We start from the raw sequence: 13699 nt of genomic DNA, 5'->3' as shown, positions 1-13699 counted from the left end.
GCCCTCGGGCCCGAAGGATCTTCATGGACCTGCGCCCCATCTCCCGCGACGTGCACGCCTTTCAGCAGCCCGTCACCGGCGAGGACATCCAACACATTGCGCGGCGCGCTTTCGGGAAGGCCGCACGGCTCGCCTCAGCCGTGGAGCTCGGCGGCGGCATGTACAACACCACCTACCGGATCAACCTCGACGGCGCCCAAGAATCTTTCATCCTACGCGTCGCGCCTGCGCCGGAGATCCAGTTCGCGTCCGAGCACGAACTGATGCGCAACGAATACGCGTCGGTGCCCTACTTCGCTGCCCTCGGGGATCTGGTGCCGCGGGTCCTGTTTGCAGACTGGTCCCGGGAGATCGCCGGCCGGGACTGGATGGTGCAAAGCCACCTGCCCGGTGTACCGGCACCTGAGCGGCTCGGCGCCTACTCCCGGGACCTGTGGCCGGGGTTCTTCGCGCAGCTTGGGCAGATCGCGGGTCGTGTCCATAGTGTTCGCGGCCCGCACTTCGGGCCGGTTGCCGGCGCCGGGTATCCCACCTGGAGCGCCGCTGTCATCGCCTCCATCACGGAGATCGCTGACGACGTGAGCCGTCTCGGGCTGGACGCCGCAGATCTGCGCAAGGTCGCGGATATCGCTGCCGAACACGGGAAGGTCCTGGATGAGGTGAGCGAACCGCGTCTGCTCACGGGTGATCTGTGGACGGTCAACACCATGCTCGACGCGCACTCCCCCAAGCCTTTGATCACCGGCATCTTGGACCTGGACCGCACGCTCTTCGGAGATCCGGATGCCGACTGGACCATCCGCATGGCCACCGCCAAGCATGACGAACGTGCCGCGTTCTGGGACACCTACGGGCCCCGCCGCCTCTCCCCCGCTGCCGCCTGGCGCGGACTGGTCTACGAGGCCCGTCACCTGGGTTCCATCCGTTTGGAGCGTCACCGCCTGAACAACCCTGACGGTGTGCGCGACACCTACCAGTCGGTCGCTGCCGTCCTCGCGCAGCTGGCCTGAGTTTCAACCGGCCACAGTCCGGCGCCGGTCGGCTGTGACGGCGATCCGGCGCAGCAGGTGCGCGGTGGGAAGCCTGCGGTGGGCCTCGCCCTGCAGCCCGGCCAGGGCGGTTCCGCTTTCGCTGGGGAGTGCGAGGGCCTGACGATATATCTCCTGGTAGGCGGTGTCCCAGGAGGGATCGTCGGCCGTTCGGATGTCGGTGAAGCCCGCCGTGCGCAGTACGCGGTCCCAGTCGGTGTGACGGTGGCGTGTCGGGAGGCGCTCGTCGCCGGGGATCCGGGGCTGCCAGCCAGTGAGGACCAGGCGGCCGCCGGGCTTGAGGATCCGCAACGCCTCCCGGGCAGCTTTCGCGTGGTCGGGAACGTACTGCAGGGCGTCGAGCGACAGGGCCCGGTCGACGCTCTGGCCGGGCAGGGGCAGGGATGAGAGGTCGGCGACGCTGAAGGTTGCTGAGACGGGCAGCTGCGCGGCACGGTTTCGGGCCGCTGCGACGGCGACGGCGGAGAAGTCGATCCCGGTCAGGACTGCCTGTGCTTGGCCGGCGAGCCACAGGCCGGGACCGCCGGGCCCGCACCCCAGATCGGCAAGGACCTGTCCTTGGCGCAGGGCGAGTTGTTCGCTGATGTGGTGGACCAGGCCCGTGCACAGGAACGAGAACGGGCCGAGGCCCGCCGGCAGGTGGGGGTCGACTCGGTGGACGAGGTCGCTGAATGCGTTGTCCACTGCCTCGCGTGCGAAGAGCCGGTCGAACTCCACCGCACTGGTGACCTGGTGACTGAGGCTGTCGTGCGCGGACCGGCCGGAGGACGTCGTCATGCCACTCCCTCCTCGTCGACCGTGATGGTGATCCGCCTCAGTAGTTGCTCGGCTTGTTCGTCCACAGGGCGTGGGAGGTCGCCGGTGACGATGACGTGGCCCAGCCGGCCGCGGTTGGACGTGGCCGGCCCCACGCGGGCGCCTGCTGCCGCGCGGACGTGGACGGCGGGGACGGTCGGGCTCAGCTCGGGCAGGCCAGTGACGGACACCAGCCGCCCGGAGTGGGGCGCTGTCAGGAACCGGACGGTCGCGTAGCCGCAGGATGTGGGGATTGCGGTGAGGGGTCGGCCGAGCGCGATGTCCCACAGGGCGTGCCAGGGGTCGATGCCGAGCGCGTGGTGGATGAGGATGCCGATGTGTCCGGCACCGAGGCGGGCGCCGATCTCCAGGACGGTGGGTCGGCCGTCGGGGCTGACGATGAGTTCGGTGTGGGTGGCGCCGTTGCGGACGCCGACGGCGGCGATGGCCCGGTCGGTCTGTTCGAGGATGGCGTGTTCGGCCGTCGGCGTCAGCCGCACGGGCAGACTGTGGCCCAGTTCCACGCGGTGCAGGCCGCTGCTCGTGTGCTTGCGGGTGATGCACAGGTGGGTCGGCTGGCCGTTCTGCGTGATGGACTCGACGCTGAACTCGCGCCCTGGAATGTGGTCCTGGACCAGCACGCGTTCGTCGCGGGGCAGCCCGTACATCACCTCTGCCGTGCGGGCGGCGTCCCAGGCATGCTGCAGCTCTTTTGGATGCGTGGCCACGGTGACGCCGGAGGATCCGGCGCCGTCGGCCGGCTTGACGACGCAGGGAAAAGTGATGTGCCCGGCCGCCAGCAGGGCCCCCAGGTCATCGACGCTGCTGACAGTGATCGTCCGCGGGCTGGTGACCCCGGCGGCTTCGAACGCCGCCAGCATGCCGGCCTTGTTCCGGGCCGCACCGGCCCGCTCGTGGTCGTTGCCCGGCAGTGCGAGGTCGGCGCAGGCCCGGGCGGCCACATCGGTGAGGTACTCGTTGGCGGTCAGCAGGGCCCGCGCTCCGATCCGACGACCGTACGCGGTGATCTGCGCGTGGGCCTGTGCGGGCTGGGTGAAGTCGGTGACGAGCGTGCCCGCCAGGAGCCGGCGCAGCTCGGCCGGGTAGGAGGCATGGGTGGCTGCGTCGGTGACGGCGTGCACGCGGTGCCCGGAGGCGGCCGCGGCCCGGGCGAGTGCCCGGGCCTCGGGGCCGGCCGCCTCCAGCAGGAGGACCGGCACGCTCACCGGTAGTCCTCGGCTCCGCCCGAGCGGTGGGTGTCGAGGGTGAAGCAGTGGAAGCCGCCGCCGAAGAGCCGGCGGTGGCGGTGCTGGACGGGGATCACGGTGAAGCCCTCGGCCTCCAGGGTTTTCAGCAGGCCGGAGCAGTCGGCGTTGACCAGGACGCGCTCTTCGTCCAGGGACAGGACATTGATGTCGATGTAGGGGCTGGTGAGGAGGAGATCGGTGTCGTTGTAGGCGGGGAAGCTGCCGGGGTCCGGCTCGGGCGGGACGATGAACTTCCAGGTGCGAAAGGCTGCGGGGAGGAGATCGCGCAGGCCTGCGTGCCGGGCGAGGAACACGCCGGGTTTGAGGGCCAGGAGCATGGAGTCGATGTGGTTGTCGGCCATGCGCCACACCCGGTGGATACGGAAGCGGCCCTGCAGTTCGCGCTCCAGCCAGTCGGCGCCGGTGCGGTGGTTGTCCTGGGCGATGTTGACGATGAGGTCCTGGCCCAGGCGCAGGACCTGGGCACCGTCGAGCATCATCTCGATGCCGACGTCGTAGGGGCTGGGCTGGGGGTCTGTGACGGGCTCGGTCGGGCCGCCGAGCGTGGTGGCCGCGTCGCGGGCGTAGCTGAGGTCGAAGGAGGCGTCGGTGAGGGTGGGGCGGGGCATCGTCGACCAGCGGGCACCGGCTTCGAAGTAGCGGCGGAAGACCGGGGCGAGCAGGCGGGTCTCCAGGTAGCGGCTGCGGATCGCGGGGGCCGTTTCGATGATCTCGTTTCCGAGGATGAGGGTGTTGTCGCGGATGTTCAGGGCGGGGGTGGGGGCGGCTTGCCAGCCCAGTCCGGCGATCGCCGCGGCGTCGGTCGGCAGCGGCAGCGGCCGGTGCACGGTGATGCCGAGGGAGCTGATCAGTGCGGCGAGGGCTTCGACGTCCTGGTGCAGCTCGTCGGCGTAGCGGCGGCTGATCTTCCACTGCTGTGCTCGTCCGGCGCCGCGGGCGGCAAGGCGGGGGTAGGCCCAGTCGGAGCGGTAGCCGTCCAGGGCCTCGTGGAAGAACAGCTCGAAGGTCAGGTCGCGGTCGTGTCCGAGGTAGTTCTCGGCGGACCCGACGATGATCTCGGTCAGCGGGGTGAAGTCGTCGTAGCTGTTCAGCATGGGGCTGTCCTCGAGTCGGTGGGTCAGGCGCTGGTGCGGCCGGGGGCCACGGGCAGGGGGAGGTGCTGGCTGGTGAGGGCGCGGCCGTGGCGGGCGTGGACGGCGAGGTGGTCGGGGCCGATCCGCAGGGTGCGCTGTTCGCTCCAGCCGGTGTAGCGGTACTCGCCGTCCTTGATGTGCGCGAGGGCGAAGGTGCGCTCGCCGGTCCGCAGGCGGAGCCGGTCCTCTTGCCGGGTGACCTGTACGGTCACGCCCGGCCCGGTCAGGGGGGCGTCGGCGGCGAAGTCTGTGAACCCGGCCGGGAGGGTGATGACGGCCGGAAGGCGGTGATGAGGCTGCCGGTCGGGGGTGGGCTGACGGTTGAACAGCACGTCGGCAGCGGCGGCCGCGTCCTGCCACGGCGCGGGGAAGAGAGCGGCGAGCTCGCGGGTCAGGAGCGCGTCGATGACCGCGTGGACCCGGCGGGCGGGACCGGTGTTGCGGACCTGGTGCTCGCGGGAGAAGTTGCCGTACCAGAACTCGCCGGGCTGCCAGCAGTGTTCGGTGCCGTCGAGGATGAGGACGGCGTCGGGGTGGGTGACGATCGGGATGTGCAGGCGCACCATGCCGCGTTCCAGTGCGTACTTGGGGTCGCAGTGCGGCCGCGAGGCGGCGCCCGGGCCGAGCGCGAGGAGCCGGACGGCGTTGAGCGGGGCGGGTATCTGGTCGAGGACGGTCTGCAGGTAGGGCATCTGGTGCAGCCAGCGGGTTGCCGTGTAGTCGTCGGGCCCGGGGCCGCCCGGGTCGGTGCGGTCGGGGTCGCCGCCGGGGCTGTGCAGGGGCAGGACACGCCAGTCGGTCGGGTTGTCCGGGCCGATGTGCCCGGCCGCGTGGTGGGTGCGCTGACGCTTCCACTCGTGGCCGGTGACAGCGGCGAGCTCGTGGGCGAGCCGGGCGGCGTCGAATGTCGGGGTGAGGCGGGCCGCGGACGCGGGAGGCGCCGGCGAGGTGGTGGTCATACGAGGGTGCCTTCCGCAAGGTCTGCCGCAGCGGGGCGGGAGGTGGCGAAACGGGTGTCGAGGCAGTTCCAGATCGCCTGGTAGCCGGCGTCGTCGGCGTGGACGGTGGAGAAGGTGAACTGGGCGCCCCGGCCGTCGGGGTGGTCGGCGATGGGCATGGAGACGATCACGCCGGTCCGGGTTGCCGGGCTGTAGCCGAGCCCCAGCTCGGCCAGCGCCTGGTGGAAGGCGGCGCCGTCGGGGACCGTCCAGTGTGCGGGGACGTGGGCTTCGGTGACCGTGCGGACCGGGGCCGCGTGCGCGTGGGCGATGTGGTGGGCGAAGGCCTCGTAGATGTGCCACGAGCCGGTGATCTGGGCGTTGACCTCGGTGAACAGCACCCGTCCGTCGGGCCGCACGATCGCGTCAGTGCTGAGGCGGCCGCGGTATCCGATCGCCTGGTAGGCGCGGGCCAGGCGGGCCGAGCCCTCCAGGAGCTGCTTGCGCGCCTTCGGGGAAAGGTCGCGAAGCGGGACGCTCTCGTGGCTCAGGTGCCGGTCGGTGTAGCGCAGTTCGCCCGACTCGGTCGGGCGTACGGCGGTGTCGGTGACGTGCTGCTCGCAGTACACGGTGCGTGCGTCGGGGACGAATGCCTCGATGACGACGGGGAAGCGGCCGTCGGCACTGGCCCACATCCAGCGTTCGTCCCAGTAGGCGGCGACGGCTGCCGGGAGGCCTGTGGGGTTGAGGTGGTGCAGGTGACGGGCGCCCGCATGTCCGGTGGCCAGCGCGCGATCGGTGACGAGGAGTTCGTTGCCGACGCCGGCACCGTTGTGGGCCTGCTTGACCACGACTGCTTTGGAGCTCTCCAGCAGCGACAGGGTGGCGGCGCTGGCGTCGCCCGGGTCCCGGACGGTGGTCCCGGCCGCGACCGGCGCACCGGCGGCGGCCGCGAGGATCCTGAACGTCGCCTTGCTGTTGACGAGTTCGCCGCCGCCCTGGGCGAGGAAGGCGGCGCCGCCAAGACGCTCGGACACCCCGAGCGCCGCCGCGAACAAGGCGACAGCCGCAGATGGCCACAGCGCCCACACCTCCTGGACCGCGCCGGCGCCGCCGGTCTTGTCGAGCACGGACCGGACCTGGGCGAGGGTGTCGGGGTGCGTGAGGGACTGCGGGTCCAGGAGAAGACCGCCGAAGCGGCCGGGCGGCGGGACGACCAGGTGCAGCCGGCCCGGATCGGTACCGGTCAGGCCTGTGACGTAGGAGAGGAAGGCGGGGTCCGGCGGCGCGCACAGGATGACGAGGTCGCCGTCGCGGGCGCCCCAGAGGGCGCGCTGCGTCCATGCCCGCAGGTCGCGTCGGTTACGGATGGCCGGGTCGATGTGATTGGCGATGAGGATCCTCAACGCAGGCTCCCTAGGTGGCAGTACGGCGCGGTCGGGCAGAGGTCAGGGCTGGAAGGACAGGGGCAGGCTGGCGAAGGTGCGCATCGTGGCCGTACGCCGGCGCCGCGCGGGCCCGGAGGATCGCAGGACCTGCCTCGTGTCGAGCAGGGCCTCGACGAGCGCGGTCAGCACGCGCTGGGCCATGACGGTGCCGAGGCAGGCGTGGGTGCCCCAGCCGTAGCCGAGGTGCCGGTTGGGTGAGCGGTCCAGGACGAGCTGGTCGGGCGTGGTGAACGCGTCGGGGTCGCGGTTGGCAGCGGCGAACAGCACAGTCACCTTCTGGCCGCGGCGCACCGCGACGTCACCGATCCTCACGTCGGCGGCCGCGAGGCGGGTGGTGCCCTGCACGGGCCCGTCAAAGCGGACCAGCTCATCAACGGCGCCCGGCACCAGGCCTGGCCGCTCGCGCAGCACGGTGAGGACGTCGGGCCGGCGGGCCAGGGTGTCGAGCAGGTTGCCGATCGCCGCGGTCAGGGTGCTGTAGCCGCCCTGGAACATCACGCGGGCTGTGTGCATCGTGTAGGCGGCGTGCTCGGGGCCAGCCTCCGCGGTGCGGGCGCGGACGTGCCCCAGCAGTCCTGCGGGCCGGCCGGTGCTCGTGAACCAGGAGGCCACCAGGTCGCTGAGCTGCTGGCGGGCGCAGCGGCCGGGCTCGACCAGGTCGGGGTCCAGGCCGCCGTCCATGCTCCGCATGATCGTGTCGGACACCTGCGCCCACTCGTCGACGGGCGGAGGCGTGACACCGAGCAGGTCGGCGATCGCGTCCAGCGCGACGGGCTGTGCCAGCTCACGCATCGCCTCCCACGACGGCTGTTCGGTGAGAGCGGCCAGGCGGGACGCGGCGTGCTGGCGGGTGCGCTGCTGGAGGGCAGGGAGGTCCTGCTGGTGCAGTGCGGTCATGAACAGGGAACGCACCGGCGCCTGGCGGGGCGGGTCGAGTACCTGCACGCTCAACGACGCCTCGGGGACGCTCACGCCGAGGCGCCGCGGGTCCCGGGCGAACAGCGCGTGGTCGCGGAGCACGCGGACGCAGTCGGCGTACCGGGTGATGAGCCAGCACTCCATCCCGTTGTGCCAGACCGCGGGGGCTTGAGCGCGCAGTTCGGCGAGCACCGGATACGGGTCGGCGAGCGTGGCATCGTCCAGCGGGTCGTAGCTCACCGGGCCGACGGGCTGCGTGTCCACTCGGTTCTCCTTCGCGTGGAGGGGCGGGGACCGGTCCCGGCCGGCGACGGGGGGCGCCGTGGGCCGGGACCGGAGCGGTGATGGACCGCGGCACGGATCAGTGGTCGTACGTCATGACGAACCCCCTCCCACTTGGACGAAGTCGGGCCGCCGTGCAGGGCGACACGACGAGAATGGGCTCAACTGTTCGATGGCGTCGACCGGTTGGAGGGGGTCCCGAGGGGGTCCCGCTCGCTCGAAGCAGTGACCGCCGGTGTGCGCTCGGTGATTGGATGGAGCTGTGGAAGAGACCGCCCCGCATCCACTGGTCAGGGCTCGCCTCGCTGCCGGGATGACCATGAGTCAACTCGTGGCCGCGATTCAGGCCGCGGCCCGCCGTCGCGGCCTGCGCTCGGGAATCGACGAGGCCCGGGTCCGCAAGTGGCAGCGGGGCGTCCGGCCGGGCGAGGAATCCCAGCTCTACATCGCCGAGGCGCTCGGCTATCCGCTGGACATCGTCCGCGCCGATGACTGGCCGAACTGGATTCCCCTGAGCATCGACAGCCTGCTCGCCCTCGGCCCCGACAGCTCCGTGCCCGCCCTCAGAGAGGCCCTGCGAACAGTGGAACGCCGAACCTTCTTGACGATCTCCGGCGGCGCCCTGACAGCGCTGGCCTCGGACTGGGCACTTGGACCCGCCGGCGCGCTCGCCCAAGCCCGCGACGGCAAGCCCGTCGGCGACGACTTGCTCACCCTGCTGGAGAACACCACCCAGCCGCTGGCCGGCCTCGCCACCGAACAGCGCCAGCACACCGCACTGCTCCTCGACGCCTACCTGGCCACCGTCACCGACCTGATCGAACAGGGCCGCTACTCCCCCGCGATCGGGCACCGCCTGCACATGCTGGCCGCCTCGCTGGCGCAGACCGTCGCCTGGCACCGATTCGACCTCGGCCAGCACACCGCCGCCAGCGAGTACTGGGTCGCGGCCCTGCACAACGCCCACGCCGCCGGCGACCGCGACATGGGAGCCGGCCTCTTGGGCGATCTCGCCTACCAGGCCGCATGGCGCCACGACCACACCACAGCCGCCAGCATCCTCAACCAGGCCCTGACCCGCGTCCGCAACCCGGCCGCCCGGTGCCTCCTCCAACTGCGCCTCGCCCGCACCCGCGCAGCCCAGAACGACCGCCAGGCCGTCCTGCGGGCCCTCGCCGCAGCGGAAAAGCATTTCAGCGACGCCGGCGCCGACCGGCCCGCCTGGTGCTCCTGGGTCTCCGAAGCCGACCTCGCCGTCGACTCAGGCCAGGCACTCCTCGACCTCGGCGACACCGGCCGCGCCCACCAGCTCATCACCGAGGGCGAACACCTTCTCCCGGCAGCACGCGACAAGACCCGCGGCGTGTTCCTCACCTACCAGGCCGCCAGCCACCTCGACCAGAGGGAACCTGAAGCCGCTGCAGCCGCCGCCACCCAGGCCCTGCTCCTGGCCCGGCGCATCGGCGCACCCCGCTGCACCGTTCTCGTCGAAGGCCTCCTCCCCCGGTTCCAGCCCTACCGCAGCACGCCCGGCGTTCCCGAACTTCTCCATTTCGCCGCCGCCTGAGCACTGTCGACGAAGGACACCCCTTCCGGCCCTCTTCACCGCTTGCTAGCAAATCGCTAACATCTCCGGTATGGCACTCACCCAGCTCAACACTCGCGTCGACCAGGAGCTGGCCGACAAGGTCCGCGCATCCGCACAGCGCCGCGGCATGTCCGTCCAGGACTATGTCGCTGACGTCCTCGAAGCCGACCAGGCCGCCGCGGACGGGCCTGAGGATCTCCGGGACGCCCGCGCCCGCATGCACGCTGCCGTCGCCTACCGGAAGTGGAAGGACAACGGAAAGTCCGAGGACGGAGCCATGAGCATGGACGAGGTCTTCGGCGCGTGACGGCCATCCCGGCCCGCTTCGCCCGGCACGTCGGCGAGACCATCAAGAACCTGCCCGCCCCCGACAAGGAAGAGCTTCACGACGCAGTGCTCCGCGCCTGCGCGGACCCGTGGTCGTGGCCGCAGGCCGACAAGTACGACGACATGGACGAAGCGGTACGCGTCATCACTACCCGCACCGCCATCGTCCACTACGTCATCATCCCCGGCCCCGACCCACACCTCTGGGTCTTCGCCATCACGGTCTGAGCTGGACCGCAGTGGCTCTTCTCGCTGCTCCGCGGCCAACCTCATGCCACCTCGAGGAAGACGGCATTCCTGGACGGCAACGCTGGTCAGTCCGGATCCGGGAGCGAGGAGTACCTCTGGGCTGCTCTCGCTCACTCATCCGGCGCTCCGTGCTGGTCATCCGCAAGGTCCTGCCAGGACTCGCGCAGCCGGTCGCAGGCCTGTGCTGCCTGTGCGTGCTCGTGAAGGTGTTGCTGGACGTCCAAGCGCACCCGTGACAGAGCCCGGCCTCGACCTTCTGACGCTCCCCGGGCGCGGGCCGCGTAGATCTCCCGGGGGGTGGGTGCGTCGGTCCAGGTGTCGGACGGCAGCGACGCGAGGAAGACCTCCTCGGGTTCACGCAGCATCGGCCGGTACACGGGCCTGTCCGACTGCTCCCGTCGGCCGCGCCGCTGGCGGGCGAGTTCGTCCCGGAGAGCATCACGGGTCTGGTCGGCGTATCGACGGAAGGCGGGAGCGCGCGTGGCGCGGTTTCGGAGCATCGCTTCGTAGCGGGAGCCGTCGTCGATGGGCTGGTCATGAGCGGGTATCTCGGTTTGCGGGAGTTCGTTGTGCTGCTGCCGGCGGCGCAGTTCGTAGCGAAGGTAGGCAGCGGAGTCCTTCAGATGTGAGGGAACGCCCCAGGTGGCGAGTTCGGCAGCCAGCTGCGGCGCAGTCCATCCGGCAGCGATCAGCGGACGCAGGGCGTAGGCGATGCGACGGGAGCACGCGGTGTAGAGCCACCACACCTGCCGCTGGACCTGCTCGGCAAGGGCGATGCCTTGTTGGCACGCCAGGGGCGTGAACGGGGCGCCAGACCTGCGCCGGACGCGGGCCGGCTTGCGAGCGGGTCGCGTGTTGTTCTTTCCCCCCGTGACTACCTGCAGATGAGAAGGGGCTGAGGTAACCACAACAGAAGGGGTGCAGCGCCTAGTTGGGGTTGAGCGTGCTTGTCGCGCGCGGGACCGGGACCGGGCGGCAGCGACAGCTCGGGCACGTCCCTGTGCTGTGTAGCCCACCAGACGGGCTTGGTAGCCGGTGCCGCGGATCCTGTGCCCCTGAGCTTGGTCCCAGGCCGGCGGGGCGACGGGAGCGTAGAGGGTCGCGGTTCCGCGGTACCCGTGGCCGGGGGCCCATGACTGGCCCGCTCGGGCGCGCAGGACATTGCGCTTCGAGCCATGCTCGACCCAGGCTATGAGTCCGAGTTCGCGCAGGTATCGGGCGTGGGCGAGCACGGTTCGGCGGCTGAGCCCGAGCTCGTCGACAGTCGCCGCCACGTTGAAAACAACGTGGCCGTGCTGGCTGCGGTGCATGCGGGCTGCGAAGGCCGCGGCAAGCCGCAGGGTGGTGGGGCCGGCCTTCGGATGGTGGCGGATCATGTAGCGGGCCGCGGCCAGGAAGTCTGAGGCGTGACGCAGTTGCCGAGATCTGGTGGTGTCCCATTCCTGCTCGCTTGGCTGCGTGACGAGCGTGAACCGCTCGCGTGAACTCTGCTCAACCGCAAGGGTGTTGGCGGCGGCTGATTGTTGGTAGGCGTGGCGGCGTGCCGGGAGGTCGGGCATCATGGTTCCTGTCGCGGGGCTGTGCCTCGTGGCGGAGGCCGGGAATCGTTCGGTCTCGGGTTCTGGCGAACCTGTTGTGCTGGGCGAGGGCGGCAATCCCTCGCATCGGCGTGAGAAGTGGTCGAAGGCCCGGTGGGGACCGGGCCGTTCGGCTGAGGGGCGGCAACGGCCAAATGGCCGCGGTACCGCCCCTTTCTCGTTGGGTGGCTAGGGGCTCATCTGCTTGCAACCGCAGTGATGAGCAGCGCGCCCCACACGAGCGGGACGAGCGCCGCATATGCCTGGGGGCGGCGCGCTACGGGCCTTCCCAACGCGATCGAGGCCCTGCCCGGCGGGGGTGTCGACTCGGGCAGCTTCGTGAAGGCGTGGTAGGCGCGCGCGTTGTGGGCCAGAGTCAGCGGCGTGTGGATGAGCAGGCTGAGTGGGCCCCACCAGCCTTGCCAGAGCGTCCTGGCCGTCATGATGCGGACCAGTGCAATGCCGCACTGTCGGCAGAAGGGCCCGGGCATGGTCCGGGTCTGACCCCAGAAGATCATCCCGGCGTGGGACCTGATGCTGGTGATGGCGGCTGGTCGTGCCTGGCAGACATGACAGGTGGGCCCCGCCTCGACGGCGACGGCGGCCGGGTGCCAGGGGACGTCGCTGTCCGGGCCGCCGGCGGCGAGCGGATCCGTGTACCAGGCTGGTGGCGTGTACGACGGGAACTCGTCGTCGAGGGAGTCGGGACTGGTCATCGGCTGGCCTCCATGGGGTTGGCCGGGGTGATGGCCTGAGGGTGGAAGTCGGGCGTCCATTCGGGGTGGCGTGACCAGCGACTGTGGGCGACCTGCCGGAGGATCCAGCCGACGGTGGCGATGCAGGCCACGTCGACGGGGTCCCCGCTGGCGTTGCTGCGTGCGGCCTCCCAAGCGGGCAGCACGGTGAGGATCCAGCCGAGCGCGTGCAGTTCATCGCGGCAGCCGGCTGCTTCCACGACCCGCATGCGCGCAGTGAGAAAGGCAGTGAGGCGGTCGTCGCGATCGGCAGCCCATGCGGCCGCGTGCTGGTCACTGCCTTGGGCGGGACCACCAGCGAATTGAGGAGAGAAACGGATGGCCGCGGTCACCGGGAATCCACCATCCGGTACTCGCGGGCGATCACGTGCGGCTTGCCCTTCGCCTCGAGCACGGCGAGTGCCTGGCCCTGATATTCGTCGGTGATGACGACCCTGCTGGACGGGTTGTAGATGGCTTCCCGCCTGCTCGGAGTGATCTTGTAGGAGGCCATGTATGCGGGCCGCAGCAGCGTCTCGCCCGTGTGGGCGCTGGGGAACGCGACGAGCACGCCGCCGGTGACAAGCTTCAGGGCGTAGACGCTCGGGTCCCGCGGAGGCTTGGCGAAATACCGGTTGGTGGCGTACTTGCTGTTGTCCTGCTGGTCGCGGTCGGTGTAGAGGTTGCGGGCCTCCTTGGTGAGGGTGGTGGAGGCGAGCTTGGCTCCGCTCTTCTTGCCGCCCGTCTCGGCCAGGTCCTCGAATGCGGCCCCTACCTGGTTCGGGGCGAGGGCCCCGACCGCTTTCGTGGGATCTGCCGGTTCCGCGAAGCCGTTCTTGTCGAAGGCGAGCGCGGGAATCGACGTCTTGTCGTCGAGGTAGAGGGCCATGACCAGCTTGTACGTGCTGTCGATCTTGTCGAAGATCAGCAGAGCGCGGTTTCTTGAGCCGGTTGCCGTTGCCTGGACGGCGAACCAGGTCGCGCTGCCCTTGCGAGGGATTGCGAATTCCCGGCGTTCGTAGCGGAAAGCGCGGCCGTAGGTGTTCCGCTCCTTCTTGGTCCAGGTCTTGAACTGCTTGTAGTCCGCGCGGGATTGCACGTTGACGGCCCCTGCTTCGACCGTCGCCAGCAGGTCGGAATCCTGTGTCAGGTTCGCCTTGTTGTTTGTCTGCTCGTAGGCGGAGACGATCGCGGACGCTTCCCTGGCCGTAACGACGCCCTCGGGAGCCGGGCTTGCGGACCGTCGGCCGGCAGCGGCTGCGTTCTGGCCGTCCGGGTTCGTGGTGCACGCGGTGAGGGTGAGGGCCGTGGTCACGCCGACGGTGAGCATGGCCAGGCGGCGCCTTTGACGACGTGTGTGACGGGACATCGCTGTGGTGTTCTCCTCGGTGAA

At 70.4% G+C, this 13699-nt stretch carries 14 protein-coding genes; 4 read left to right on the top strand and 10 right to left on the bottom strand.

The annotated features are described in order from the left end of the window. Nucleotides 1-23: 23 nt before the first annotated feature. The gene (locus tag ACFWI4_RS10825) at nt 24-1010 is read left to right on the top strand and encodes a phosphotransferase family protein (protein ID WP_387193562.1); all 987 of its coding nucleotides are present in this window, start codon (nt 24-26) and stop codon (nt 1008-1010) included. A 3-nt stretch (nt 1011-1013) separates the two neighbouring features. On the opposite strand, the gene ACFWI4_RS10820 is transcribed toward ACFWI4_RS10825, so the two are convergent. The 6 genes from ACFWI4_RS10820 to ACFWI4_RS10795 are packed head-to-tail and all read right to left on the bottom strand — an operon-like array spanning nt 1014 to nt 7813. After that, complete coding sequence (locus ACFWI4_RS10820; protein WP_387193559.1) at nt 1014-1826, bottom strand: class I SAM-dependent methyltransferase; 813 nt, start codon at nt 1824-1826, stop codon at nt 1014-1016. Further along, nucleotides 1823-3070, bottom strand: a complete 1248-nt coding sequence (locus ACFWI4_RS10815) for an ATP-grasp domain-containing protein (RefSeq protein ID WP_387193556.1) — start codon at nt 3068-3070, stop codon at nt 1823-1825. The genes ACFWI4_RS10820 and ACFWI4_RS10815 overlap by 4 nt, the downstream gene beginning before the upstream one ends. Continuing rightward, entirely contained in the window at nt 3067-4206 is a 1140-nt protein-coding gene (locus ACFWI4_RS10810; RefSeq protein ID WP_387193553.1) for a glycine amidinotransferase, read from the bottom strand. Before ACFWI4_RS10810 ends, ACFWI4_RS10815 begins: the two co-directional genes overlap by 4 nt. A 23-nt stretch (nt 4207-4229) precedes the next feature. Further along, on the bottom strand, nt 4230-5204 hold the full coding sequence (locus tag ACFWI4_RS10805) for an aspartyl/asparaginyl beta-hydroxylase domain-containing protein (RefSeq protein ID WP_387193550.1): 975 nt from the start codon (nt 5202-5204) through the stop codon (nt 4230-4232). Further along, nucleotides 5201-6589 carry a hypothetical protein gene (locus ACFWI4_RS10800; RefSeq protein WP_387193547.1) on the bottom strand — a complete coding sequence of 463 codons (1389 nt, stop codon included), beginning with the start codon at nt 6587-6589 and terminating at the stop codon, nt 5201-5203. Before ACFWI4_RS10800 ends, ACFWI4_RS10805 begins: the two co-directional genes overlap by 4 nt. Nucleotides 6590-6631: 42 nt before the next feature. Next, complete coding sequence (locus ACFWI4_RS10795; protein WP_387193544.1) at nt 6632-7813, bottom strand: cytochrome P450; 1182 nt, start codon at nt 7811-7813, stop codon at nt 6632-6634. Between the two features lie 331 nt (nt 7814-8144). On the opposite strand from ACFWI4_RS10795, the gene ACFWI4_RS10790 reads away from it, so the two are divergent. From ACFWI4_RS10790 to ACFWI4_RS10780, 3 genes are all read left to right on the top strand, one after another. Further along, nucleotides 8145-9398: an XRE family transcriptional regulator gene (locus ACFWI4_RS10790; RefSeq protein WP_387193541.1), complete on the top strand. Its 1254-nt coding sequence runs from the start codon at nt 8145-8147 to the stop codon at nt 9396-9398. 70 nt (nt 9399-9468) lie between these two features. Further along, nucleotides 9469-9726 carry a hypothetical protein gene (locus tag ACFWI4_RS10785; RefSeq protein ID WP_387193539.1) on the top strand — a complete coding sequence of 86 codons (258 nt, stop codon included), beginning with the start codon at nt 9469-9471 and terminating at the stop codon, nt 9724-9726. Next, nucleotides 9723-9974, top strand: a complete 252-nt coding sequence (locus ACFWI4_RS10780; protein ID WP_387193536.1) for a hypothetical protein — start codon at nt 9723-9725, stop codon at nt 9972-9974. The genes ACFWI4_RS10785 and ACFWI4_RS10780 overlap by 4 nt, the downstream gene beginning before the upstream one ends. 131 nt (nt 9975-10105) lie before the next feature. Here the strand turns inward: ACFWI4_RS10780 and ACFWI4_RS10775 are convergent, their stop codons facing one another. The 4 genes from ACFWI4_RS10775 to ACFWI4_RS10760 all read right to left on the bottom strand — a co-directional run bounded on the left by ACFWI4_RS10775 (nt 10106) and on the right by ACFWI4_RS10760 (nt 13675). Continuing rightward, the gene (locus ACFWI4_RS10775; RefSeq protein WP_387193534.1) at nt 10106-11557 is read right to left on the bottom strand and encodes a hypothetical protein; all 1452 of its coding nucleotides are present in this window, start codon (nt 11555-11557) and stop codon (nt 10106-10108) included. A 212-nt stretch (nt 11558-11769) separates the two neighbouring features. Next, nucleotides 11770-12288, bottom strand: a complete 519-nt coding sequence (locus tag ACFWI4_RS10770; RefSeq protein WP_387193531.1) for a hypothetical protein — start codon at nt 12286-12288, stop codon at nt 11770-11772. Next, the gene (locus ACFWI4_RS10765; RefSeq protein WP_387193528.1) at nt 12285-12536 is read right to left on the bottom strand and encodes a hypothetical protein; all 252 of its coding nucleotides are present in this window, start codon (nt 12534-12536) and stop codon (nt 12285-12287) included. Before ACFWI4_RS10765 ends, ACFWI4_RS10770 begins: the two co-directional genes overlap by 4 nt. A 119-nt stretch (nt 12537-12655) precedes the next feature. Further along, complete coding sequence (locus ACFWI4_RS10760) at nt 12656-13675, bottom strand: hypothetical protein (RefSeq protein WP_387193525.1); 1020 nt, start codon at nt 13673-13675, stop codon at nt 12656-12658. Nucleotides 13676-13699: the final 24 nt, after the last annotated feature.

Source organism: Streptomyces sp. NPDC127038, from assembly GCF_042725875.1.
GTDB lineage: Bacteria > Actinomycetota > Actinomycetes > Streptomycetales > Streptomycetaceae > Streptomyces.
Note: the sequence above shows the minus strand (reverse complement) of the source record. Positions and strands in the feature narration are given on the sequence as shown.

Bases quoted from the DNA above. Each gene is read 5' to 3' on its own strand.
- ACFWI4_RS10760 (WP_387193525.1), bottom strand. From the start codon at position 13,675: ATGTCCCGTCACACACGTCGTCAAAGGCGCCGCCTGGCCATGCTCACC.
- ACFWI4_RS10770 (WP_387193531.1), bottom strand. From the start codon at position 12,288: ATGACCAGTCCCGACTCCCTCGACGACGAGTTCCCGTCGTACACGCCA.
- ACFWI4_RS10820 (WP_387193559.1), bottom strand. From the start codon at position 1,826: ATGACGACGTCCTCCGGCCGGTCCGCGCACGACAGCCTCAGTCACCAG.
- ACFWI4_RS10810 (WP_387193553.1), bottom strand. From the start codon at position 4,206: ATGCTGAACAGCTACGACGACTTCACCCCGCTGACCGAGATCATCGTC.
- ACFWI4_RS10790 (WP_387193541.1), top strand. From the start codon at position 8,145: ATGACCATGAGTCAACTCGTGGCCGCGATTCAGGCCGCGGCCCGCCGT.
- ACFWI4_RS10805 (WP_387193550.1), bottom strand. From the start codon at position 5,204: ATGACCACCACCTCGCCGGCGCCTCCCGCGTCCGCGGCCCGCCTCACC.
- ACFWI4_RS10765 (WP_387193528.1), bottom strand. From the start codon at position 12,536: ATGCGGGTCGTGGAAGCAGCCGGCTGCCGCGATGAACTGCACGCGCTC.
- ACFWI4_RS10785 (WP_387193539.1), top strand. From the start codon at position 9,469: ATGGCACTCACCCAGCTCAACACTCGCGTCGACCAGGAGCTGGCCGAC.
- ACFWI4_RS10825 (WP_387193562.1), top strand. From the start codon at position 24: ATGGACCTGCGCCCCATCTCCCGCGACGTGCACGCCTTTCAGCAGCCC.
- ACFWI4_RS10775 (WP_387193534.1), bottom strand. From the start codon at position 11,557: ATGATGCCCGACCTCCCGGCACGCCGCCACGCCTACCAACAATCAGCC.